The sequence below is a fragment of the Qiania dongpingensis genome (assembly GCF_014337195.1).
In the GTDB taxonomy this organism is placed as follows: Bacteria; Bacillota; Clostridia; order Lachnospirales; family Lachnospiraceae; genus Lientehia; species Lientehia dongpingensis.
This window is the reverse complement of record NZ_CP060634.1, coordinates 1,298,020-1,321,115: the sequence shown is the minus strand read 5'-3', so window position 1 is coordinate 1,321,115 and position 23,096 is coordinate 1,298,020. Positions and strand designations below refer to the sequence as shown.

The 23,096-nt window shown below is 48.9% G+C and carries 20 protein-coding genes and 1 pseudogene; 17 read left to right on the top strand and 4 right to left on the bottom strand.

All coding sequences use genetic code 11. From position 1 onward, the window contains the following. The first annotated feature begins 276 nt into the window (after positions 1 to 276). The 4 genes from H9Q78_RS06355 (at position 277) to H9Q78_RS06340 (ending at position 3,426) form a co-directional block, all read left to right on the top strand. Positions 277 to 1,575 carry an amidohydrolase gene (locus tag H9Q78_RS06355; RefSeq protein WP_249304385.1) on the top strand — a complete coding sequence of 433 codons (1,299 nt, stop codon included), beginning with the start codon at positions 277 to 279 and terminating at the stop codon, positions 1,573 to 1,575. A gap of 94 nt (positions 1,576 to 1,669) precedes the next feature. Then, positions 1,670 to 2,545: a 4-(cytidine 5'-diphospho)-2-C-methyl-D-erythritol kinase gene (gene ispE, locus H9Q78_RS06350; RefSeq protein WP_249304383.1), complete on the top strand. Its 876-nt coding sequence runs from the start codon at positions 1,670 to 1,672 to the stop codon at positions 2,543 to 2,545. Positions 2,546 to 2,560: 15 nt separating this feature from the next. Continuing rightward, the gene (locus H9Q78_RS06345; protein WP_147596047.1) at positions 2,561 to 3,235 is read left to right on the top strand and encodes a GntR family transcriptional regulator; all 675 of its coding nucleotides are present in this window, start codon (positions 2,561 to 2,563) and stop codon (positions 3,233 to 3,235) included. Further along, complete coding sequence (locus H9Q78_RS06340; protein ID WP_147596046.1) at positions 3,232 to 3,426, top strand: hypothetical protein; 195 nt, start codon at positions 3,232 to 3,234, stop codon at positions 3,424 to 3,426. Before H9Q78_RS06345 ends, H9Q78_RS06340 begins: the two co-directional genes overlap by 4 nt. Positions 3,427 to 3,533: 107 nt before the next feature. Here the strand turns inward: H9Q78_RS06340 and spoIIR are convergent, their stop codons facing one another. Further along, positions 3,534 to 4,181 carry a stage II sporulation protein R gene (gene spoIIR / locus H9Q78_RS06335; RefSeq protein ID WP_249304381.1) on the bottom strand — a complete coding sequence of 216 codons (648 nt, stop codon included), beginning with the start codon at positions 4,179 to 4,181 and terminating at the stop codon, positions 3,534 to 3,536. A 196-nt stretch (positions 4,182 to 4,377) separates the two neighbouring features. Here spoIIR and H9Q78_RS06330 point away from each other — a divergent pair, with 196 nt between their 5' ends. From H9Q78_RS06330 to H9Q78_RS06320, 3 genes are read left to right on the top strand one after another with little or no spacing between them, the layout of a single operon-like run. Next, positions 4,378 to 5,439 (top strand): D-alanine--D-alanine ligase family protein, encoded by a 1,062-nt coding sequence (locus H9Q78_RS06330; protein ID WP_249304379.1) that lies wholly within the window; start codon positions 4,378 to 4,380, stop codon positions 5,437 to 5,439. Beyond that, positions 5,440 to 6,267, top strand: a complete 828-nt coding sequence (gene murI / locus H9Q78_RS06325; RefSeq protein ID WP_249304377.1) for a glutamate racemase — start codon at positions 5,440 to 5,442, stop codon at positions 6,265 to 6,267. 39 nt (positions 6,268 to 6,306) lie between these two features. Then, entirely contained in the window at positions 6,307 to 6,756 is a 450-nt protein-coding gene (locus H9Q78_RS06320) for a DUF1934 domain-containing protein (RefSeq protein ID WP_249304375.1), read from the top strand. 37 nt (positions 6,757 to 6,793) lie between these two features. Here the strand turns inward: H9Q78_RS06320 and H9Q78_RS06315 are convergent, their stop codons facing one another. Then, positions 6,794 to 7,534 (bottom strand): pseudouridine synthase, encoded by a 741-nt coding sequence (locus H9Q78_RS06315; RefSeq protein ID WP_249304374.1) that lies wholly within the window; start codon positions 7,532 to 7,534, stop codon positions 6,794 to 6,796. Between the two features lie 188 nt (positions 7,535 to 7,722). Here H9Q78_RS06315 and H9Q78_RS14575 point away from each other — a divergent pair. The 10 genes and pseudogenes from H9Q78_RS14575 to H9Q78_RS06265 form a co-directional block, all read left to right on the top strand. Next, positions 7,723 to 7,971 (top strand): annotated as a pseudogene (locus H9Q78_RS14575) (DUF1653 domain-containing protein); the annotation flags it as partial. 655 nt (positions 7,972 to 8,626) lie between these two features. Next, positions 8,627 to 9,040 (top strand): 30S ribosomal protein S12, encoded by a 414-nt coding sequence (gene rpsL, locus H9Q78_RS06305; protein ID WP_147596027.1) that lies wholly within the window; start codon positions 8,627 to 8,629, stop codon positions 9,038 to 9,040. 154 nt (positions 9,041 to 9,194) lie between these two features. Then, on the top strand, positions 9,195 to 9,665 hold the full coding sequence (gene rpsG / locus H9Q78_RS06300; RefSeq protein ID WP_147596026.1) for a 30S ribosomal protein S7: 471 nt from the start codon (positions 9,195 to 9,197) through the stop codon (positions 9,663 to 9,665). A gap of 15 nt (positions 9,666 to 9,680) precedes the next feature. Beyond that, positions 9,681 to 11,798 (top strand): elongation factor G, encoded by a 2,118-nt coding sequence (gene fusA, locus H9Q78_RS06295; protein ID WP_249304372.1) that lies wholly within the window; start codon positions 9,681 to 9,683, stop codon positions 11,796 to 11,798. A 115-nt stretch (positions 11,799 to 11,913) separates the two neighbouring features. Further along, entirely contained in the window at positions 11,914 to 13,101 is a 1,188-nt protein-coding gene (gene tuf, locus H9Q78_RS06290; protein WP_249304370.1) for an elongation factor Tu, read from the top strand. Positions 13,102 to 13,322: 221 nt separating this feature from the next. Next, positions 13,323 to 15,245, top strand: coding sequence for a DUF6273 domain-containing protein (locus H9Q78_RS06285; protein WP_249304368.1), 1,923 nt, complete (start codon positions 13,323 to 13,325; stop codon positions 15,243 to 15,245). Between the two features lie 122 nt (positions 15,246 to 15,367). Then, the gene (locus H9Q78_RS06280) at positions 15,368 to 15,655 is read left to right on the top strand and encodes a hypothetical protein (RefSeq protein WP_249304366.1); all 288 of its coding nucleotides are present in this window, start codon (positions 15,368 to 15,370) and stop codon (positions 15,653 to 15,655) included. Positions 15,656 to 16,064: 409 nt separating this feature from the next. Next, positions 16,065 to 17,966: a beta-glucoside-specific PTS transporter subunit IIABC gene (locus tag H9Q78_RS06275; protein WP_249304364.1), complete on the top strand. Its 1,902-nt coding sequence runs from the start codon at positions 16,065 to 16,067 to the stop codon at positions 17,964 to 17,966. After that, on the top strand, positions 17,956 to 19,395 hold the full coding sequence (locus H9Q78_RS06270; protein ID WP_249304361.1) for a 6-phospho-beta-glucosidase: 1,440 nt from the start codon (positions 17,956 to 17,958) through the stop codon (positions 19,393 to 19,395). The genes H9Q78_RS06275 and H9Q78_RS06270 overlap by 11 nt, the downstream gene beginning before the upstream one ends. An 81-nt stretch (positions 19,396 to 19,476) precedes the next feature. Continuing rightward, positions 19,477 to 20,388 carry an RluA family pseudouridine synthase gene (locus H9Q78_RS06265; RefSeq protein ID WP_249304359.1) on the top strand — a complete coding sequence of 304 codons (912 nt, stop codon included), beginning with the start codon at positions 19,477 to 19,479 and terminating at the stop codon, positions 20,386 to 20,388. A gap of 72 nt (positions 20,389 to 20,460) precedes the next feature. On the opposite strand, the gene H9Q78_RS06260 is transcribed toward H9Q78_RS06265, so the two are convergent. Together H9Q78_RS06260 and H9Q78_RS06255 are read right to left on the bottom strand one after the other, a co-directional pair. Continuing rightward, positions 20,461 to 21,738 carry a threonine synthase gene (locus H9Q78_RS06260; RefSeq protein WP_249304357.1) on the bottom strand — a complete coding sequence of 426 codons (1,278 nt, stop codon included), beginning with the start codon at positions 21,736 to 21,738 and terminating at the stop codon, positions 20,461 to 20,463. 2 nt (positions 21,739 to 21,740) lie between these two features. Beyond that, on the bottom strand, positions 21,741 to 22,934 hold the full coding sequence (locus H9Q78_RS06255) for a M24 family metallopeptidase (RefSeq protein ID WP_249304354.1): 1,194 nt from the start codon (positions 22,932 to 22,934) through the stop codon (positions 21,741 to 21,743). Positions 22,935 to 23,096 lie beyond the last annotated feature (162 nt).

The following is a 23,096-nucleotide window of genomic DNA, read 5'->3' as shown; positions in this document are numbered from 1 at the left end:
AATGTGAGGGAAAACAAAATGCCGGCAGTCAATGCCGATTTTATACAAAAAAATAAAGCATGCCTCTTATACGAGCACGCCTTTGTTCTGTATGACTATATTATAGCTTAGTATGCTGAATTGTCAATATTTCCATCAAAAAAAGATTGTTTTTTCTCATATACAATTTTATACTGTAATATATACCTTGCCGCACGGAGTGCGCCTGCCCGGAGGGCATGAATTAAGGGGTGCCCTTGGGTATACGATAAACAACGATATGGAAGGAGGCGCCGGATGAATATAGAAATCAGGCAGGAAACGGAACAGATCCGCAACTATGTTGTGAATCTTAGAAAACATTTCCATCAGAATCCGGAGCTTTCCCTGGAAGAATGGGAAACATCAAAACGCATCAAGACGGAGCTGGAGGAAATGGACATCCCCTTTATCGAGACGGCGGGAACGGGAGTGATAGGCATTCTCGGGCATGGAGAACCGGTGATCGCTCTGCGGGCGGATATGGACGCTCTCAAGGTGGATGAAAAGACAGACGTGGGCTATAAATCCTGCACGCCGGGGGTCATGCATGCCTGCGGGCATGATGCTCATACGGCGGCGCTCCTGGGAGCCGCCAGGATCCTTAAGACTCATGAGGAAGAGCTGAACTGTACGATCAAGCTGGTGTTTCAGCCGGGGGAAGAAGTCTGCAAGGGCGCAAAGATGATGATGGATGCCGGATATATGGATCATGTGGAGCAGATCTTCGGACTGCATGTGTTCGCAGATATCCCGGTAGGATATATTAACATAGAGCCGGGGCCCCGCATGGCGGAGTCCGACCTTTTTAAGATCACGATCAAAGGCCGTCAGGGCCATGCAGGCAAACCGCAGCAATGCGTGGATGCGACTGTGGCAGCGGCGGCGACTGTCATGAACCTGCAGCAGATTGTCAGCAGAGAGACGAATCCGATCGATGCGGCGGTTGTAAACATTGGGCATATGGTTTGCGGGACGGTGCGGAATGTGGTGGCCGGCTCCGCCGTCATGGAGGGGACTGTCCGCACCTTTTCCCGGGCAGAGGGAAAACGGATAGAGAACGCCGTGAAGCGTGTGGCCATGGGGACAGCCGCTACCTATCACGCTACGGCCGATGTGGAATATATTTTGTCTGCTCATCCGGCTGTGGACAACGATCCGGACGTGTCGGAGATCGTGTTTTCCGGGGCGCAGAGGGTATTCAAGGAAGATGCGTTCATTGAGGTTCCGAAAATGATGCTGGGGGAGGATTTTTCTGTATACCAGCAGCGGATTCCGGGGGCATTCGCTTTCATCGGCGCAGGAAATGAAGAAATGGGCAGAGCTTATCCCAATCACCATGAGAAATTTAATATTGATGAAAGAGCTGTGACGAATTCTGTGATGATGTACTTAGCCTATGTTCAGGAATATGTGAACAGGAGAAACGAGGCGGCGAAGGGCATCAAGCCGAAGGAGCGTCAGCTCTCGCAGGATCATGGCCTGAGAGGAAGGTTTCAAAAACTCAGGAAAGAAAAAGAAAAGGAAAATGCCGCGAAATTGTCCGTAAAACAGTGAAACGGCTCGTATTTAGAAAAAAGACAAGACAGAAGAATTGTATTTTTGAAGAAAATTGTGTATACTATGTATACAAAATACGATGGAGAAAATCATGAGCGATCAGATAAATCTTCGGGCGTATGGAAAGATCAACCTGGGGCTCGATGTGGTAGGAAAACGGCCTGACGGATATCATGAGGTCAAGATGGTCATGCAGACGGTAGGCCTGTATGACAGCCTGAAGCTGGAACGGAAGAAAGAACCGGGAATCCATGTGGCGACGAATCTCTATTTTCTCCCCACGGGAGAAGATAACCTGGTCTATCGGGCCGCAGATATGTTAATGAAGGAATTCGGAGTGAAGGAGGGGCTGTCCATTGGCCTTCACAAGAGGATACCTGTGGCGGCGGGGATGGGCGGAGGCAGCAGCGATGCGGCGGCGGTATTGGTCGGAGTGAATAAGATGTTTCGTCTGGGTCTTTCCAGAAAGGCTCTTATGGAGCGCGGAGTGAACCTTGGAGCAGATGTACCTTACTGCGTCATGAGAGGGACCGCCCTGGCAGAGGGAATCGGAGAAAAACTGAGGCGCCTGCCTCCCATGCCGGATTGTTTTATACTTTTGGCAAAGCCGCCGGTCAGTGTGTCTACACGATTTGTTTACGGGAATCTGAAAGTGGACAGCCTCCCCTTTCACCCAGACCTGGACGGCATGATAAAGGCGCTGGAAAAAAACAATCTCGATGGAGTGACGGCTTGTATGGGAAATGTGCTTGAGATGGTGACGATACCGGCATATCCCCAGGTACAGAAGCTCAAGGACATCATGATGGATGCGGGCGCCAGGATGGCTCTGATGAGCGGGAGCGGGCCAACAGTATTCGGAATTTTTGACAAAAAGGAAGCGGCGGACAGAATCTGCCGGATGCTTCGGAGAGAGGGACTCGCGAAGCAGGCATATACGGTAAAGCCCTACAACAGCAAAGAATAAAGGCGGAGGTGTCAGATGGACGGTTGGAAAGTGAACGAAAATGAATATCTTCCACTGCGGGATGTAGTGTTCAACACGCTGCGGCGCGCGATTCTGAGGGGAGAGCTGACACCTGGTCAGAGGCTGATGGAGATACAGCTGGCGGAGAGAATGGGGGTCAGCCGGACACCGGTCCGGGAAGCCATTCGGAAGCTGGAGCTGGAAGGGCTGGTCGTCATGGTCCCGAGGAAAGGCGCTGAGGTAGCGCATATTTCCGGAAAAAATCTCAGAGATGTCTTAGAGGTACGCCGCGCCTTGGAAGAGCTGGCCGGAGAGCTGGCTTGTGAAAGGATGACGGAGGAAGAATTCCGGCTTCTGGAGCAGGCCAATCATAAGTTTGCGGCAGTGATAAGCAGTGACGACATCACAGTGATCGCCCAGGCGGATGAGGAATTTCACTCTCTGATCTATCAGGCGACGGATAACGAGCGTCTCGTGCAGATGGTAAACCATTTGAGAGAACAGATGTACCGATACCGGATCGAGCATATAAAGGACAAGTCACAGAGAAAGATTCTCGTCCAGGAGCATCAGGATATCATGCGGGCACTGTCCGGCCGGGATGTGGATTTGACCAGGAGGACAATCCGGAATCATATAAACAAGCAGGAAGTGACGGTCGCCAGGAGCATTAAGGAGCAGGAGAGATGACATTTAAAGAACGGTATCTGGCCGGAGAAATTGAATTCGAAGAGATAGACGGGTATATCAGCCGCTGGAACAACAGCGATGATATGCGGACGCTGCGGGAATATCTGGGATTAAACGCAGAAGAAGAGGACGTCTGGATAGAGGAAAGTGACGAGGCTCTGCAGGAAATGCTGGATAAACAGAAAAAATAATATTAACAATGGCCAGAACAGTTGATTGTTCTGGCCATTCTTTATTTTCGTATTAACGATGATAATTATTGCTTCGGAATTACGACAGCGCTACGGATCATTGAGAATCAAAATAAGGAAGATAAGAATTCCACCAGCCGAAATGAAATCTGTGGTTTTTCATTTCCGGCTTCTTTTTTGTCTTCGTCCACCAGAGAAGCATAGGTGTCCGGACGCAGGTCATCTTTTAATTCCTGCTTGGAATCCTCCGGCACAACGCCATAGGCAGCGTCCACAAAACAAAGGGAAGGATAGAGGACACACCACCAGTTTTTTCCGTTTCCTTCTCCGATCACCACCCGGAATGCATCGTAAGTGCCGCAGGGAAAGGTCAGATCGCCATAAGACTTAGTGGGAAAATACCAGGGTTCCAGGAACAGAGATACAGGATAGTCGTAGCCCTCTTCACTGATCACGCTGCTGGCGATCTTGTGGATTTCCCCCTCATGGTTTTCAATAAAAGTTTTGGTCTCCTCCAGGCCGGCGTCTTCCGGGAGGGCTTCTTCTAAGTATTCCAGGACAGATGCTTTTACCTTTAGCTTAAGGGCCTGGTCTTCCTCTGAATCACTGTTTGCCAAAACGTGAAAGCGGAGGATATGAGAAGACAGATCTTCATGGACCGTCTGGACAGAGCGGGAGGCAGAAAGCCAGAGGGCCAGGGATATCAGGCAGAGAAGCGCCAGGAGAAAGGTCAGTGCCAGTCGTTCTTTTTTCATAATTTGCAGCTCCTTTATGTAAAATATAAAATGATGAATAGAATCTTCTATTGGGAGTCTTGCCCGTTTTTCCGGATTTATTACAATTAGGCGTTGAAGAAATGGCAAAAGAAGGGTAAAATGAGAAAGAAAGATTCTTGATCTGTTGTGAAGACGCCAAGGCATTTTTGAATATAGAAGAAAAGAGGGAGTTCTTATGACAAAACAGACAGTGGCGGTACTTTTTGGGGGACAGTCATCCGAGCATGAAATTTCCTGCATTTCCGCGGTAACAGTCATTGAGAATATTAATACGGATAAATATGATACCATACTGATCGGCATCACTCAGGACGGGAAATGGATCCATACGGAATCGGTGGAGGAAATCCGCTCCGGCGCGTGGGTAAAGGGCAAGACACGGGCGGTGCTGTCGCCCGACGCGGATATGGGCGGAGTCCTGCTGATAGAAAACGGGAAAGCCGCCTGCCGGAAGGTGGACGTGATCTTCCCTGTGCTGCACGGCCTTTATGGAGAGGACGGAACCGTACAGGGGATATTCGAGCTGTCCCAGATTCCCTATGTGGGCTGCGGAGTTCTGGCGTCGTCCGTCTCCATGGATAAGCTCTATACTAAGATCATTGTGGATACGCTGGGCATCCGTCAGGCTAAATATGCGGCTGTCAGAAAAGAAGACCTGCAGGATATGGACGCAGTGGTGAAAAGAGTAGAAGAGACAGTTCCTTATCCGGTGTTCATCAAACCGTGCAATGCGGGTTCATCCAGGGGAGTCTCCAAAGCGGAGAACCGGGAAATGCTGACAGACGGCCTTTTGGAGGCGGTGAAGCACGACCGTAAGATCCTGGTGGAAGAGACTATTGTAGGCAGAGAGATAGAATGTGCCGTGCTGGGAGGAAACGAAGTAAAAGCCTCCGGTGTGGGAGAGATTTTGGCTGCCGCCGAATTTTATGATTATGAGGCGAAGTATCACAATGCAGAATCGAAGACTGTCATGGATCCGGAACTGCCGGCTGAAACCGTGGAAGAGCTGAGGAGAGACGCTGTCGCAATCTTCAAGGCAGTGGACGGTTTCGGTCTTTCCCGTGTGGATTTCTTTGTCACGAAGGACACCGGCGAGGTAGTGTTCAATGAGCTCAATACGCTTCCGGGCTTTACGTCCATCAGTATGTATCCCATGCTTTGGGAGAACCGCGGAATCGCGAAGCCGCAGCTGATCGAGAAGCTGATTCAGATGGCTTTTTCCAGAAAGGAGAAATAAATGGGTATCAACGCACCCATCGGAGTGTTTGATTCCGGCGTGGGCGGGCTCACGGTGGCCAGAGAGATCATGCGCCAGATTCCGGATGAGCGCATGGTCTACTTTGGCGATACGGCCCGCCTTCCCTATGGGACAAAATCCAAAGAGACCGTAATACGGTATTCCAAACAGATCATCCGGTTTTTGAAGACAAAACAGGTGAAAGCTATCGTGGTGGCGTGTAATACGGCCACGGCTCAGGCGCTGGAGGAAATAAAGAATGGCCTGGATATTCCGGTGATCGGAGTGATAGACGCAGCGGCGCGGGTAGCCAGCGAAGTCAGCCGGAATGGGAGGATCGGGGTGATCGGCACCACAGGTACCATTGAGAGCGGTATGTATGAGAAAGCGCTGAAAGAATACAACCCGCAGGTGCAGGTTTATGGAAAGGCCTGCCCACTGCTCGTTTCATTGGTAGAAGAGGGGTGGCTGCACGATTCCGTGACCGAGGAAGTGGTCGGCCGTTATATGAAGGATCTGGAATATAAATCCATTGATACGCTGATCCTGGGATGTACCCACTATCCTCTTCTGCGCTCCATTTTCCGGAAAGTGGCTGGAGAGGGTGTCACGCTGGTGAACCCGGCGTATGAGACGGCCATGGAGCTCAGCAGCCTGCTGGACAGCGAGAGGCTCCGATGTGGTCAGGATGTGGAGCAGGCCGGCAGAAAATATGAATTTTATGTCAGCGACGCGGCGGAAAAGTTCTGTGATTTTGCCAATTCCATCCTGCCCTATGATATTGAAAAGGTACAGCAGCTGAATGTGGAATGCTATGAAGCTGACTGACAGAGAAAGACCGGCCTGGGTGGCCGGAGGGGAGAGCACATGCAGAGAGAGGTATTGATATTTCTGGTAAGCGATCAGACCGGAGGCGCTGTGGAACAGGACCGGATCGAGGTGATCACTGCCGGCCAGTATTTTTATAAGAATGGCAAGCATTACGTCATCTACGATGAGATTTCAGAGGAGAGCGGCCAGACTGTAAAAAATATCATCAAGATCTACGACGGAGGAACGGAGATAATCAAAAGCGGTGATTCCAGCGTTCATATGGTTTTTGAGGAACACAAGAAGGATTTTTCCTATTACGATATGCCATATGGGAAGATGTTTGTGAGTCTGGAAACAAACCGGTTGGATATCCGGGAAGAAGAGGACCGCATTTCCGTGAGGATCGACTACCGGCTGGAGATCGATTATCAGCACATGGCGGACTGCCTGGTGGAAATCCGGATAGAATCCAAAGAGAACTGCAAAATGAATTTAGGCCGATAAAGCGGCGGATAATAGGGAGTGAACGTCTTATGTGTGTTCACTCCTTTTTTAATGCCGCTGTTTCTTCCGACGTGAGAGGGCGGTAGCTTCCCTCGGTCAGAGAAGCATCCAGCTCAAGGGTGCCCATGGAAATACGTTTTAAGTACAGCACAGGCATACCGATGGCCTGGAACATGCGTTTTACCTGATGAAATTTTCCTTCATGGATGGTCAGTTCCACCTCCGAGACAGGACCCTCCGATCCCTGAGGGGGAAGAACAGAGATAAGACGGGCTTTAGCCGGGAGCGTGAGAGATTGTTCTCCGATATCCAGTCCGGTCTCCAAAAGCTGAAGCTCCTCTGAGGCGACGATACCAGATACCCGGACAAAATATGTTTTGTCCACATGATTTTTGGGGGACAGGAGGCGGTGGGCCAGAGGACCGTCGTTGGTGATCAGCAGAAGGCCTGTCGTATCCTTATCCAAACGGCCGACGGGAAAGAGGTCTTTTCCTGGAGCGTCTTTTAGGAGTGAGAGGACGGTAGGCGCGGTATTGTCATCGGTGGCAGAGACATAGCCTGCCGGTTTGTTTAACATATAATAATAGAAGGAACCCGTATATGATACAGGCTTGCCCTGGCAGAAAATCCTGTCAAATTCTGCATCGATCTTCTGTTCCGGCTTTCTTGCGGCTTCACCGTTTATGGAAATAAGCCCTTTTTTAATAAGCAGTTTTACCTGGCTTCGGGTGCCAAGGCCAGAATCGGACAGAAATTTGTCGAGACGCATGATCTTCATCGCCGGCTCCTTTCAGGAAAGTTTATAGATTAGACAAACTCACTATAGCAACAGGCGGACGGGATGTCAAGCGAGGTCCGGACCGACCTTTTGATTGACGGAGATGGAGGATTAGAGTAAAATGGGATAGCAGGTAAAGTTCCGGAGCATAGGCTCTGGGAGCCGTCAGGAGAGGAGACAGAACGGATATGGCAGAAAGAATACCGAAACCGGGAGAGTTTTACAGGCATTTTAAAAATAAGATGTATCAGATCGTGGCAATCGCGGAACACTCTGAAACGGGAGAGACGTTGGTGGTCTACCAGGCTTTGTACGGAGATTTCCGTATATTTGCGAGACCGCTTGATATGTTTGTCGGCGAAGTGGACTCTGATAAATATCCCAAGGTATCTCAGAAGTACAGATTTGAATTGGTCACTTCACCGGAAAAAACGGACAAGGGCGGACGCAGAGATGCGGGACAGGAGATTTTAAGGGAAAAAGAAAGAGAATCCAGGCTGGAGACGTGGAAAGCCGGGAACACAAGAGAAGGCGGCTTTGGTGCTGAATCAGAGGACGGAATCTGTGATCTGGAGGACTACGGAGAGGCGGAACTGCTCTCAGATCAGGAAAGCGTCGTGATACCCAGAGCGGGGCGCGCGGAAAAGGAAGAGGACGAGCTGTGGGAATCTCTGACTGACGAGGTAGCCCAGGCGGCGGGCCATCAGGACGAGGCGGAGAGCGTAAGCCCCAGATTCCTGGATTTCCTGGAGGCGCGTACCTTTGAATCCAAAGCAGTGATCCTGGAATCGATGAGGGAGGAGCTGGACGACGAGCTGATCGACGGCCTGGCCCTGGCAGTCGATGTGGAAATACCGGAGGGGCCGCTGGAAGGGCGGTACCGTCAGCTCAGGCAATGCCTTCAGACCATGGCCCGATATGAGGACGAAAGACTCCGATAAGTATGGATTACCTTGATTTTACGAGGGATTTCCCATATTTATCTTGACAATCCGAACTTCCCTATATATAATAATATGGCGTGCATAAAAACGTATGCAGTTTTTGTGTACGAAAATCAGAAATTTACCAATATTACAGGAGGTGAAAAACATGCCCACATTCAACCAGTTAGTAAGAAAGGGTAGACAGACATCCGCAAAGAAGGCAACCGCTCCCGCATTGTTAAAGGGATATAACTCTTTAAAGAAGAGAGCGACTGATGAGGCGGCTCCTCAGAAAAGAGGCGTCTGCACAGCAGTTAAGACGGCTACCCCCAAGAAGCCTAACTCAGCACTGAGAAAGATCGCCAGAGTACGTCTTTCCAATGGTATCGAAGTTACAAGCTATATCCCCGGAGAAGGCCACAACCTTCAGGAGCATAGCGTTGTGCTTATCAGAGGCGGCAGGGTAAAGGATTTACCCGGTACCAGATACCATATCGTAAGAGGAACACTTGATACGGCAGGCGTTGCAAACAGACGTCAGGCCCGTTCCAAATACGGCGCGAAGAGACCGAAAAAGTAAGGTGATCAAAGTCAGCATTGATTTGTATTAGTGCACGGAATGTAGCATATTTTTCCCTGTAAGACGGGTTTGAAATAGTTATCCAGACCGAGCGCGGACATACAAAACGTGTGAGTACCGAGGATTTAATTTATTAATTAAGGAGGGAAGTAACGTGCCACGTAAAGGACATACCCAAAAAAGAGATGTGTTAGCAGACCCGCTTTACAACAACAAGGTTGTTACGAAATTGATCAACAATATGATGTTAGACGGCAAGAAGGGTGTTGCTCAGAAGATCGTATACGGAGCATTTGACAAGGTTGCCGAAAAGACCGGCAAGCCTGCGATCGAAATATTTGAAGAGGCAATGAACAATATTATGCCTGTGCTCGAAGTGAAGGCAAAGCGTATCGGCGGCGCTACCTATCAGGTGCCCATCGAAGTTAAGCCGGAAAGACGCCAGGCGCTGGCTCTGCGCTGGATCACTCTCTATTCCCGCAAGAGAGGCGAGAAGACTCAGATGGAGAGACTGGCAAATGAGCTTATGGATGCTGCCAACAACACAGGCGCAGCCGTAAAGAAAAAAGAAGACATGCACAAGATGGCAGAAGCGAACAAAGCATTTGCGCATTACAGATTCTAAAAGGAGGAAAATCCCTTGGCTGGAAGAGAATATCCATTGGAGAGGACCAGGAACATTGGTATCATGGCTCATATCGATGCGGGTAAGACCACTCTGACAGAACGTATCCTGTACTATACGGGCGTAAACTACAAGATTGGCGATACCCACGAGGGCACAGCTACCATGGACTGGATGGAGCAGGAACAGGAGAGAGGTATCACCATTACCTCCGCAGCCACCACCTGCCACTGGACTCTGGAAAAAGAAAACAATAAGATGCCGGGTGCTCTGGAGCACCGTATCAATATCATTGATACTCCCGGACATGTTGACTTTACCGTTGAGGTAGAGCGTTCCCTGCGTGTGCTGGACGGCGCCGTAGGCGTGTTCTGTGCAAAGGGCGGTGTGGAACCTCAGTCAGAAACTGTATGGCGTCAGGCTGATAAGTATAACGTGCCCCGAATGGCATTCATCAATAAAATGGATATCATGGGTGCGAATTTCTACAATGCGGTAGAGATGATCAAGACCCGTCTCGGCCACAACGCAGTGCCGGTTCAGCTTCCCATCGGGAAAGAAGATGACTTCAAGGGAGTTATCGACCTGTTTGAAATGCAGGCTTATATTTATAATGACGATAAGGGCGAAGATGTCGCGGTTGAGGCGATTCCTGAAGATATGAAGGAAAAGGCCGCGGAATACAGGATCGCCATGGTGGAAGCCATCTGTGAGACAGACGACGACCTGATGATGGAATACCTGGAGGGTGAAGAGCCGTCCAACGAGGATTTGAAAAAAGCTTTGAGAAAAGCCACGATTTCCGTGGAGATCATCCCCGTTCTTTGCGGAACAGCGTATCGGAACAAGGGTGTACAGAAGCTTCTGGATGCCGTTGTTGAGTATATGCCCGCTCCTACGGACATTCCCGCTATCAAGGGAACCGACATGGAAGGCAATGAAATCGAAAGACATTCTTCTGACGAAGAGCCTTTTGCCGCGCTGGCATTTAAAATCATGGCTGATCCCTTTGTGGGCAAGCTGGCCTTCTTCCGTGTGTATTCCGGCACCATGAATTCCGGTTCTTATGTGCTCAATGCTACCAAAGGCAAAAAAGAGCGCGTGGGCCGTATCCTGCAGATGCACGCGAACAAGAGAATGGAGCTGGAGAAGGTGTATTCCGGTGACATTGCCGCAGCGGTGGGATTCAAAATAACTTCTACAGGTGATACGATCTGTGACGAACAGCATCCGGTCATCCTGGAATCCATGGAATTCCCCGAGCCCGTTATCGATATCGCCATTGAACCTAAGACGAAAGCCGGTCAGGATAAGATGGGCGAAGCTCTTGCAAAGCTTGCAGAGGAGGATCCCACCTTCCGCGTTTCCACTAATAAGGAAACGGGCCAGACGATCATCGCAGGTATGGGCGAGCTGCATCTAGAGATTATCGTTGACCGTCTGCTTCGTGAATTCAAAGTAGAGGCGAACGTAGGTAAACCCCAGGTTGCTTATAAAGAAGGATTTACAAAGACCGTTGAAGTTGACAGCAAATATGCGAAGCAGTCCGGCGGCCGCGGCCAGTACGGTCATTGTAAGGTCCGTTTCGAGCCCATGGACGCCAACTCTGAGAAAACTTATGAGTTTGCTTCTGAGGTTGTTGGCGGCGCAATTCCCAAGGAATATATTCCCGCTGTTGACGCGGGTATCCGGGAGGCTTCCAAGTCCGGTATCTTAGGCGGATTTGAAGTGCTGGGCATCAAGGCTACCGTATATGACGGGTCCTATCATGAGGTCGACTCTTCCGAGATGGCGTTCAAGATCGCAGGTTCCATGGCGTTCAAGGATGCGATGCAGAAAGGCGGAGCGGTGCTCCTCGAACCCATCATGAGAGTAGAGGTTACCACACCGGAAGATTATATGGGTGACGTAATCGGCGACATCAACTCCCGCCGCGGACGTATCGAAGCGTTTGAAGATGTCAACGGTTCCAAGCTGATCAAGGGCTTTGTTCCTCTGGCCGAGATGTTCGGCTACGCGACGGACCTCCGTTCCAAGACTCAGGGACGCGCGGCTTACTCCATGTTCTTTGAAAAATATGAGCAGGTTCCGAAGAGCGTACAGGAAAAAGTTCTTGCCGAAAGAGGCAAATAAGGCTTGAAAAACCTATGGTTTTGCAATATAATGATATTCAGCTATGAAACACTGAAACGAGATAGAAAATAAAATGAGAGGCCCGTCAGGGCAAATTTTAAGGAGGACTTTTAAAATGGCTAAAGCAAAATTTGACAGATCAAAGCCCCATTGTAACATTGGTACGATCGGACATGTTGACCATGGTAAAACCACTCTGACTGCTGCGATCACAAGAGTTCTGGCAGAGAGAGTTGACGGTAATGAGAAAGTGGATTTTGAGAATATTGATAAAGCTCCCGAAGAGAGAGAGCGTGGTATCACAATTTCTACCGCTCATGTAGAGTATCAGACAGCAAAAAGGCATTATGCGCACGTTGACTGCCCCGGACATGCCGACTATGTAAAGAACATGATCACCGGTGCTGCTCAGATGGACGGCGCTATCCTGGTTGTAGCTGCAACCGACGGCGTTATGGCTCAGACAAAGGAGCACATCCTTCTGTCCCGTCAGGTAGGCGTACCTTATATCATCGTATTCCTGAACAAATGCGATATGGTAGATGACGAAGAGCTGATCGAGCTGGTTGAGATGGAAGTTACCGAGCAGCTTGAAGAGTATGATTTCACAGACTGCCCGATCATCAAGGGTTCCGCTCTGAAAGCTCTGGAAGATCCCATGGGACCTTGGGGCGACAAGATTATGGAGCTGATGGATACAGTAGACAGCTACATTCCCGATCCTCAGCGTGAGACTGACAAGCCTTTCCTGATGCCTGTTGAGGATATCTTCTCCATCACAGGCCGTGGTACGGTTGCTACCGGCAGAGTAGAGCGTGGTGTGATTCATGTGTCTGACGAAGTAGAAATCGTTGGTCTGAAGGATGAGAATAGAAAAGTAGTTTGTACCGGTGTTGAGATGTTCCACAAGCTTCTGGACGAAGGCCAGGCTGGCGACAACATTGGCGCTCTGCTTCGTGGCGTTCAGAGAAACGAAATCGAAAGAGGCCAGGTATTGGCTAAACCCGGTTCCGTAACCTGCCACAAGAAATTTACCGCTCAGGTATACGTACTGACCAAAGATGAAGGCGGCCGTCATACCCCCTTCTTCAATAACTACAGACCTCAGTTCTATTTCAGAACGACCGATGTGACCGGCGTCTGCAACCTTCCTGAAGGTGTTGAGATGTGTATGCCTGGCGACAACGTGGAGATGACCATCGAACTGATTCATCCCATCGCTATGGAGCAGGGTCTTACCTTCGCTATCCGTGAAGGCGGACGTACCGTTGGTTCAGGCCGTGTTGCTACCATCATTGAGTAATTGAGATTTATTAGATTATATATGTGAGATTGAAGCCTCGGAAATTCATATTTCCGAGGCTTTTGTTTTGTGATTTTTATTTACACAACTATGAATTTATGAATGGATATATCATAATTATTGTGATATTATATTATTAATATAGTCGTATTTTGTATGATGTTTGAGAAAAATGTATGAGATATAAAATTAATTAATAATATTGGGTGAGGAAATAAAATATGAGTGAACGTTATACAAGGCTTTTTAGCCTTCCAGAAAATCTTTATGTACAGAGTTCTCCAGTTATAATAGCCGCGGGAGCACTGCTGAAGGATAATAAAACTGGAAGAGTATTGGTGCAGTTAAAATTGCGGAGCATTGTTTCCATAAAAATAAAAGCAGTGAAAGTAAAAATAATACCATTTGATGTAGTCATGAGACCTTTAGGAGGCGAAGCCGTATATCAGTATCTTGATTTAGACGTTTGCCGTGATACTGAATTTGGACAGAAGACCCCAATCATATTGTCTGAGGCATCTGCGAGATCTTTCTCTGCTTCAGTTGATGAAGTGGCATTTATGGATAACAGTGTCTGGAATTCTTCAAAAGAGGATTGGAGAGCACTTCCTGTACCTTCTCTTCTTATAGAAGAATTGGGGGATATTGAGCTCGTCAAACAGTATCGGTTGGAGACAAATACCGATGGATTTACTTGTCCGGCCGAATTTGAGGATTTATGGCAATGTGTTTGCGGTACCTATAATTATATGGATGAGCCGATGTGTCACCGTTGTGGCCATTCTTTGGAAGAACTGCAAAAAGCGTTGAATCTTGATAATCTGGTAAGGCTAAAGGAACTTCGGCTGGCAGAGGAAAAACAGCTTTTAATTGAGAAAAGAGCAGCTGATGAGAAGGCAGCCCAGGAAAAAGCGGCAGTTGAAAAAGCTCGGATCAGAAAAAGAAAAAAAGTCATAGTAGTATCTGCAATAACAGTATGTTTTATAATTGCGGCAGTGATTATTATTAATAGAGTAGTGGTTCCTTCTGTAAAGAATGATAGAGCATATAAAGAAGCCTGTATGCTTATGGAGGAGGGTAAATATTCAGAAGCTCAGGAGGCGTTTTTAGCATTGGATGGCTATAAAGATGCAGAGGAGCAGGCGGAAAATGCACATATCAGTCAGCTTGAAGAAGAATATGACAGGGCCAAAGCATTTTATGATAAGGGACAATATATAGAGGCTCGGAAGGCGTTTCTTGAACTGGGAAATTATAAGGACTCTGCAAGAGCTGCAGAGGAAGCAGAAACTGCGGGTAAAGAGGAAAAATACAACAATGCTAAAAAAATGAGTGAGGCGGGAAACTATGCAGAAGCTCATGAGATCTTTTTGGAATTAAATGATTATAAAAATTCTGCGGAAGAGGCAGAGCTCGCACAGAAAGGTATGGATTATGACAAGGCATTGAGTTTGTGCGGAGAGGGGAACTTTGTGGAAGCACAGCAGCTCCTTTTGTCATTGGGAGACTATAAAGACGCCGAAAAACTTGCGTATGGAAAAGATTTTTTACAGGTGGGGTGCCATGTTCAATTTGGTCATTATGAGCAGGATAATGATTTAAACAATGGGCCGGAGATTATTGAGTGGAGAATATTAGACAGAGATCACGATAAGATTTTTGTTATTAGTGAGTATGTGCTGGACTTTAAGCAAATTGATAGCGTTTACCATGAAATAGAATATTGGGGAAATAGCACTCTCCGAAGCTGGCTGAATCAAGACTTTCTGGATGTTGCTTTTGCGGATTATGAGAAAGAAATGATATTGTCAGTATCCGTGAAGAATCAAGTTAATAGAGGATATGTTACTGAGGCAGGAGAAAATACAACGGATAAGTTATTTTTACTGAGTGTAGATGAGGCAAAAAAATATTTCCTTACAAAAGAAGAAAGAATATCCAAAGCGACAGCTTATACAAATAAACAAGGCATGTATCCATATTCAGACGGTTCCTGTTTGTGGTGGCTGCGTTCTCCAATTAATGTTGGTTATGTTTATGTTTCTGCGGATGGGTCTATCTATGAACGTGGAACGTATAGTAGAAGTACCTCAGGAGTCCGTCCGGCTTTATGGATTGATTTGAATCAATTTTCAGGAATGTGAATGTCCATTTATCGATAAGACTCCAATCCTGCGGAAACAATTCCGTGATGGAGATCAGACCGTCTTTGATAAGCATGGATTTTGACAAATATTCGTATGGTTAAAATAAGGGGGAGTAGAAAATGGTTATAGTAATAAGTGCATTGGCGGCAGCTGTAATTATTGATATCATAATGGCAAATTTAATGCAGAATGTGGCATTTGCGAAGGGCTATGATACCAGTATCCATTCTTTTGCAATTTGTCTTTTGCTTAATTTTGCAGGGTATATTTATGTACTCGCGCTGCCTGATCTTATAGCCAGAAAAAACCAAGAGGAAATTTTAGAGGCCTTGAAAAATCAGGGAACTTCCCTGGAGGAAAATTTTCAGATTACAAAAATAACAGATGAAGAATTACCGCCGCTGTAAAATCAAGGTGATTAAGATAGCTACGATCTTTGCGGCGCTCGCCTTATGATGGAATCGTGACGGTCCGGAACTTCTGCCGGTGTCTAACTGGAGCTTAATCGGAACTTATTATGAATGATTCCAAAAAGTATTTTGTATTATACCCAAGGGCACCCCTTAATTCATGCCCTACGGGCAGGCGCACTTCGTGCGGCAAGGTATATTTAGAAATACTCGGGACCTTTAGGGTTTCCGAGTATTTTATTATCTGTAAAGATATTTAAAGCATACATAAAACTCCCATATTGGCGGCACACTTACTTTGTAGGAACAGCAGAGGACAAAAATGTGTACACTCATCCTTTTTGTCCAAGCCTGCGGCCATAGCATCGGAGATGAAATACAGTTAGAATAGGAGGAGATAGCTGGCATGGCTATTGATTATCGGAAAACAGCAAAGGCGCTGGTAGAGGAGCTGGGCGGTGACGGGAACATTAGGAACGTCACGCACTGTGCGACCCGCCTGCGATTTATTTTGAAGGATGAATCCGCCGTGGACGCGGGAAAGATATCGAAGATCCCTGGGGTGATCACGACTGTGGAAGCCGGAGGGCAGTTCCAGGTGGTGATCGGAAATCATGTGAAGGACGCGTATCAATACGTGATGGAACTGGTCTCTATTGAAGAAAACCAGGGAAATGGACCGGCCAAGAAGGTTGGGATATTCAGCCGGATCATAGATATTATATCCAGTATTTTTGCGCCGTTTTTATATACGCTGGCGGCGTGTGGTATCCTTCAGGGAATATTAGGGATTTTTGTGGCCCTCGACGCAATCGATACGGCCGGCGGGACTTATCAGGTCCTGAATTTCATATCCTGGACAGCGTTTACCTTTTTGCCAGTTCTGATCGCCGTCACGGCTGCGAAGAAATTCGGCGTCAACGTCTTTATTGCAGTCGTGATTGCCTGTGCGCTGGTTTCACCGGACTATATAAATATGGTGAATGCAGGAGAGACCATTTATTTTCTGGGCATGAGAGTTCAGCTTCTCAGCTATACTTCTTCCGTGATTCCCATCATTCTGTCCATATGGATCGCCTCCTATATACAGAAATTTTTTGACCGGTATCTGCCGGTCGTGGTGAGGAATCTGTTCACCCCCATGTTTACCATTGTGATCATGGTACCCCTGACCCTTCTCGCTTTCGGTCCCATTGGAAATGCCATTGGAGGGGCCATTGGCGGAGTATATAATTATCTGTACCGATTGAGCCCCATTGTGGCCGGAATCATAGTCGGCGGCTTATGGGAGGTACTCGTGATATTCGGCGTACACTGGGGGATTACTCCTGTGACCGTCGGAAACTATGCGAGTTTGGGATACGATACGTTTACGGGTTTGCAGGCGTCCGCAGTTTTCTCTCAGGCAGGCGCGGCTCTCGGAGTATTCCTTAAGACTAAGGACAAGGAAATGAAGGGCGTTGCCCTCTCCGCATCCGTCACCGGTCTGTTTGGCATCACGGAACCGGCCATTTATGGAGTGAACCTGCGGCTGAAAAGACCGATGGTCTGCGGCTGTATAGCCGGAGCGGTGGGCGGGGCGGTAGCCGGAGCATTCAATGCCGTCTCCTGGAGCTACAATATGCCGGGTATCGCGACAATGCCCGCGTATTTTAAAGCCGGTCATATGATGCAGTTTGCCGGGTTTGTGCTTTCCATTGTGATCGCATTTTTGCTCAGTACGGTTCTCACCTATGTGGTGGGATTTGAAGAAGTGTCTGCCGCCGGCGCGGAAATCGCGGAGGAGCCGTCACAAACAGGGACCGTTTTTCAGGAAGAGACGGAAACAGAATCGTGGATCAAAATCGGAAGCCCTGCGAAAGGAAGCGTGATATCCGTAAAAGAAGTGAGGGATGAAGTATTCGCGTCGGGAGCAATGGGCGGGGGCGTGGGAATCCTCCCTGAAGAAGGAAAGATATATGCGCCCTTTGACGGAAGGGCGGAGACGGTGTTTCCCACAGGCCATGCGGTGGGCCTGGTGGCCGACAATGGGCTGGAGGCCTTGATCCACATCGGGATCGATACGGTTAAGCTGGACGGAAAGGGCTTCCACACCTACGTGAAGCCGGGTGATACCGTAAGAAAAGGAGACCTTTTAGTTGAATTTGACAGAAGGCAGATAGAAAAAGCCGGCTATGATTCCACCGTGATCTTTATCATCACGAATATGGATGATGTAAAGAAGCTGGAAATATGGGCCAACAGACAGGCAGAAGCGCTGGAAACAGTCATGACTGCCGCACTTTTGGAGGGCGCAGATGAAGAGTGAAAGTAAGCTGCCGGAGGATTTTCTCTGGGGCGGGGCCGTGGCGGCCCATCAGGTGGAGGGCGCCTGGAATGAGGGCGGCAAAGGCCCCAGTGTGGTGGATGTCCTGACGGCCGGCGCTCATGGTGTGGACCGGAAGATAACAGAAGAAGTGAAGGAAGAATTTTATTATCCCAATCATGTGGCGTCTGATTTTTACCATCATTACAAAGAAGATATCAAGCTGTTCGCGGAAATGGGCTTCAAATGCTTCCGCACCTCGATCGCCTGGACGAGAATTTTTCCGAAAGGGGATGAACAGGAGCCGAATGAGGCAGGGCTTCAGTTTTATGACGATCTGTTTGATGAACTCTTAAAATATGGAATCCAGCCGGTCGTGACCTTATCCCATTTTGAGATGCCGTATTATCTCGTCAAACAGTATGGCGGATGGAAGGACAGGAAGCTGGTGGATTTTTTTGTCCGGTATTCTGTGACGGTCATGGAGCGGTACAAGCATAAGGTCAAGTACTGGATGACGTTTAATGAGATCAACAATCAGAAAAATTATCTCTATCCCTTGTTTGGATACAGTTGTTCCGGAGTGATTTTCACGGATGAAGAAAACCCGGAGGAATGTATGTACCAGGTGGTTCACCATCAATTGGTGGCGAGTGCGCTGGCAGTCAAGAAGGGTCACGAGATCAACCCGGATTTTCAGATCGGCTGTATGATAGCGTTCGTTCCTCTCTATCCCTTTTCCTGCCGGCCAGAGGATATGATGTACTCTGTGGAAGCCATGCACGACCGGTATCTGTTCGGAGATGTGCAGGTCAGAGGAGAGTATCCGTCATATATTTATAAAGAATGGGAACGCAAAGGATTTCATATCCACATGGAAAAAGAGGATGAAAAGATCCTGAAGGAAGGGGCCGTGGATTATGTCGGCTTCAGCTATTATATGACGAACGCGGTGGAAGCGGGAAAAGCAGGGGAAGGGAACGGCCTGGACGGATTCCCGGGCAGCGTGAGCAATCCATTCGTGCCGAAAAGCGACTGGGGTTGGCAGATCGACCCTGTAGGTCTTCGGTATGCGCTGAACCTTTTATATGAACGCTATCAAAAGCCGCTGTTCATTGTGGAAAATGGGTTCGGCGCCGTGGATGAGGTGAACGATGACGGGATTATTGAGGATGATTACAGGATCGCGTATCTGAAAGCGCATGTGGAGGAAATGAAAAAGGCCGTTCTTTTAGACGGCGTGGACCTGATCGGCTATACCCCCTGGGGCTGCCTTGACTGTGTTTCCTTCACTACGGGAGAGATGAAGAAACGATATGGGTTTATTTATGTGGACCGGGACAACGAAGGAAACGGGACGCTGGAAAGAAAGCGGAAGAAATCGTTCTTCTGGTATAAAAAGGTCATTGAATCAGGCGGAGAAGTCCTTTAGACAGAGAAAAAGCAGGCGGATACTGCAAAGTCTCCGGAAATGATGTATGATAGGATACAGAAAATACTGGAGAATTTGATCATGAACCGTACTTTGACTTATACGATCGCCGCCGAAGAGGCGGAGCTTAAAATAGAACAATATCTGAAACGCAGGGGTTATTCCAGGCAGAATCTCATCCGGCTAAAAAAAATGCAGGACGGAGTGATGCTGAATGGATCCTGCTGTCATATGAACAGCCGGCTGGCCGCGGGAGATGAGCTCATGGTCCACATCCGCGAGACGGAATCCTCTGAAAAAATCGTACCGGTGCCGCTTCCCGTGGAACTGGTCTACGAAGATGAGGATATTCTGGTGGTGAACAAGTCGGCCGGCATGCCCACCCATCCTTCCATGAATAATTACACGAATTCAATGGCGAACGCTTTGGCCTGGTATTACAAAGAGCAGGGAAAGCCATTTATCTTCCGGTGCACCAACCGGCTGGACCGCGATACTTCAGGGCTGACGGTGATAGCCAAGCATATGCTCAGCTCGGGCATACTGTCTTCCATGGCTGTCCGGCGGGAGATACACCGGGAATATCTGGCGCTTGTGCGCGGCCGGGTGGACCCCCCGGAGGGTACCATCGTAGCTCCTCTCTCACGTAAACCGGGTTCCATCATAGAACGAGAAGTGGATTTTAAAAACGGGGAAACGGCAGTTACCCACTACCGGCTGCTGGAGGTGAGAAACGGACACAGTCTGGTTTCCCTGCGGCTGGAGACCGGAAGGACACATCAGATCCGAATCCATATGAAGTATCTGGGTTTTCCGCTGATCGGGGATTATCTTTATAACCCGGATATGGAACATATCGGCAGGCAGGCGCTCCATTCGGCCCGTCTGGCTTTTAGGCATCCCATCACCGGAGAGGAGATGGATTTTTCCGCTCCGCTGCCGGAGGATATGCGGCGCGTGCTGGGTGGAATGTCAGGCGCCGGCCGGCTATGAACATAGGAAATCAAACGGCCGTCCGGGAAGGGGCGGCCGTTCTGACGGATTTATCATGAACAGTTTTTGAGATCAAAGGAGATCCACATGATAATATTTTTCCAAAGCTTCCTTTAATGAGCCGATTTCTGGCTTAATGACGGGAACCTCCGGAAGATATCCGGCTGTAGTGGCCGGGTCTTTTAGCCCGCTGGAGGTGATGATAGCGACTATTTTCGCGTTGGGATCGATTTTGCCTTCATCGACCAGTTTTTTTATCACCACAAGGGAAGTGACCGAGGAAGCCTCTGCATAGATGCCTTCATGCCTGCCGAGGAGAAGCTGCATTTCCATAGTTTCCGGATCGCTGCTGTAGTGGGCGAGGCCCTTGGATTCTTTTAAAGCCATGTAGCCCTGATGGGTGGCTTTCCCGCCTCCGATGGAGAAGGATACGCTCCAGCCGTCCGTCGGTACGGCGACGGTGCCTTCGGAATGGAGCTCCAGGGATTTTTTCAGGGAACCGTAGACCTCCGCGGCGACCATGCGCGTCTGTTTTTCCGTGATTCCGGTTTCCACCAGATCTTTGGCGCCTTTCCAGATTCCATATAGTCCGTCAGAGTGGGCGCACGGCACGGAAATGTAGTCGGGCAGTTCTCCCAGCTCATCAAAGATCTCAAAGGTTATGGTCTTGTAGCCGTCGACGCCATAAGGATTGCTGCCGATGGAAGGGTTCAGGAATCCGGTCAGCGGATACCAGTTCTTTTCTTTTACACATTTTTTGCTGAGAATCCAGCGGTCCTCCATGGTAGGAGTGACGATGACACTGGCTCCATAGGACTGCATCAGAGTCTTCATGGTCTGGGGGACCTGGGCTACAGTGAATACAACACATGGGATGCCCGCGGCGGCGCACATGGCGGCTGTGGCGGCACCGTGATTTCCGGTGGAAGAAACTGTGACGGCCACGGCCTTTTCCTGCTTTGCCCTGGTCACACCTACCGCAGCCAGACGGTCCTTATAGGACCAGGTGGGGTTCTGCGATTCATTTTTTATGTACAGGTTTTTAAGTCCGAGTGCTTTTCCGAGGGACTTGCAGTGGATTAACGGCGTATTGCCCTCTCCGATGGAGACAGGTTCTATATCGTCGTCAATGGGGAGGAACGCGCGGTGAGTCCACAGCCCTTTCGCTTTCGGCGCATTGTAGTAGATATCTTTTAGTTCTTTCTGGCTGTAGCCGCTGAAGTCATATTTGGTGGAGAGATTGGCAGAGATGCCCCTCTCCTTGCATTTGGGGCAGCCCTCGAAGATCTCGTCTCCGGAAACCTCGTGCCCACAGGCTACACATACGGTTTTCTTTGTGAAAAATGTCATTTTTATACCTCCACATAGATTAATTCACGGGACGATTCTGTCAGATACTCGGCGCTCTCTCCCGTCACAAGGACAGTATCTTCCACTTGGACGCCGCCCCAGCCGAGTTCGTAGTATGGGGTCTCAATGCACAGCACCATGTCCTTTTCGATCGGGACGTCACTTCCGGGACATATCGAAGGCAGATCATAACAGGCCAGCCCGATACCGTGCCCGCAGTGGTGCCGGTCATAGTGGGGGATGGTCTTACGGACGGCCGCTACGGCCGTATCAAAGATTTCACCGGCTGTAACGCCCGGGTGAAGGGCGGAAATGGCCGCTTCTTCCCCTTCCAGAATACCGCTGTAATAGCGGGCGGCTTTTTCGTTTTCTCCGGCTACGACCGTTCGGGCGATATCGGAACGGAATCCCTTATAAATACATCCAAAGTCAAACCGGATGACAGAGCCTTCCTTCACCGTGGAAAGAGGATGGTTATAGGTATCCACAAAAGCGGAACGCCTGTCGACCGTGGCCGTACAGAAATAAGGCACTGCTCCTTGGGCCATGACCCCTTCATAAAAGGCCTGGCACATTTCTTCTTCGCTGATCCCCCGCCGGATGAGCGGCAGAAGTCTTTGAAAGGAAGTCTCCGTGATATTGGTGGATTTTTTTATCAGTGCGACTTCGTCCGGATGCTTGATATATTTAATCTGACGGAAGACGGGGGCGCCTTCTATAAAATCTGCGTTCGGAAAAGCTTTTCTGACTTGGTTCCAGGTGCCGATCGGCATTCGGCTTTCGTCCATCGCGATCCGCCCTCTGGAAAACCCAAGTGCGGTGATCGCGGATGCCAGTGCGTCGGAGACCGAGGCATAGCGGGTCTTCAGCTGTTCCCTGACAAAATCAGAGACAGGATCTCCGTCTTCATAGCGGAAGCAGAAGCTCCCGACGGGAAACAGGGTTCCTTCGAAACCAAGCTCCGTTAAGGTAGGAGCGTCCGCCGCGGAGGTTATCAGCGCCTTTTCACCGGTGGACGGCTTAAATACCAGATAGGCCTCAGCGGAATACAGCGCGGATACACTGACTGGGAAAAAACCGGACAGGTATTCCACGTTCTCAGGGAGGGAAGCGACCAGAAGCTCCAGAGAATGAAGACTACATACGGACACGGCTCTCTGGAGGCGGAAAGCGGACAAGGAAACGTTTGGATTCATTGAGAATCAACTCCTTTCAGTAAAGAAATTCAGACCGATATCTTATGGTTTGAATGTATCATATGCCGGTAAAGAAATCAATAAAAAATTACTGATTTACAATAAAAAATTATTAATTTTCGGATAAATCCGTTGACGGTGCTGGTATAGTATTATAAACTA

Bases quoted from the DNA above. Each gene is read 5' to 3' on its own strand.
- H9Q78_RS06355 (WP_249304385.1), top strand. From the start codon at position 277: ATGAATATAGAAATCAGGCAGGAAACGGAACAGATCCGCAACTATGTT.
- ispE (WP_249304383.1), top strand. From the start codon at position 1,670: ATGAGCGATCAGATAAATCTTCGGGCGTATGGAAAGATCAACCTGGGG.
- H9Q78_RS06345 (WP_147596047.1), top strand. From the start codon at position 2,561: ATGGACGGTTGGAAAGTGAACGAAAATGAATATCTTCCACTGCGGGAT.
- H9Q78_RS06340 (WP_147596046.1), top strand. From the start codon at position 3,232: ATGACATTTAAAGAACGGTATCTGGCCGGAGAAATTGAATTCGAAGAG.
- spoIIR (WP_249304381.1), bottom strand. From the start codon at position 4,181: ATGAAAAAAGAACGACTGGCACTGACCTTTCTCCTGGCGCTTCTCTGC.
- H9Q78_RS06330 (WP_249304379.1), top strand. From the start codon at position 4,378: ATGACAAAACAGACAGTGGCGGTACTTTTTGGGGGACAGTCATCCGAG.
- murI (WP_249304377.1), top strand. From the start codon at position 5,440: ATGGGTATCAACGCACCCATCGGAGTGTTTGATTCCGGCGTGGGCGGG.
- H9Q78_RS06320 (WP_249304375.1), top strand. From the start codon at position 6,307: ATGCAGAGAGAGGTATTGATATTTCTGGTAAGCGATCAGACCGGAGGC.
- H9Q78_RS06315 (WP_249304374.1), bottom strand. From the start codon at position 7,534: ATGAAGATCATGCGTCTCGACAAATTTCTGTCCGATTCTGGCCTTGGC.
- rpsL (WP_147596027.1), top strand. From the start codon at position 8,627: ATGCCCACATTCAACCAGTTAGTAAGAAAGGGTAGACAGACATCCGCA.
- tuf (WP_249304370.1), top strand. From the start codon at position 11,914: ATGGCTAAAGCAAAATTTGACAGATCAAAGCCCCATTGTAACATTGGT.
- H9Q78_RS06285 (WP_249304368.1), top strand. From the start codon at position 13,323: ATGAGTGAACGTTATACAAGGCTTTTTAGCCTTCCAGAAAATCTTTAT.
- H9Q78_RS06280 (WP_249304366.1), top strand. From the start codon at position 15,368: ATGGTTATAGTAATAAGTGCATTGGCGGCAGCTGTAATTATTGATATC.
- H9Q78_RS06275 (WP_249304364.1), top strand. From the start codon at position 16,065: ATGGCTATTGATTATCGGAAAACAGCAAAGGCGCTGGTAGAGGAGCTG.
- H9Q78_RS06270 (WP_249304361.1), top strand. From the start codon at position 17,956: ATGAAGAGTGAAAGTAAGCTGCCGGAGGATTTTCTCTGGGGCGGGGCC.
- H9Q78_RS06265 (WP_249304359.1), top strand. From the start codon at position 19,477: ATGAACCGTACTTTGACTTATACGATCGCCGCCGAAGAGGCGGAGCTT.
- H9Q78_RS06260 (WP_249304357.1), bottom strand. From the start codon at position 21,738: ATGACATTTTTCACAAAGAAAACCGTATGTGTAGCCTGTGGGCACGAG.
- H9Q78_RS06255 (WP_249304354.1), bottom strand. From the start codon at position 22,934: ATGAATCCAAACGTTTCCTTGTCCGCTTTCCGCCTCCAGAGAGCCGTG.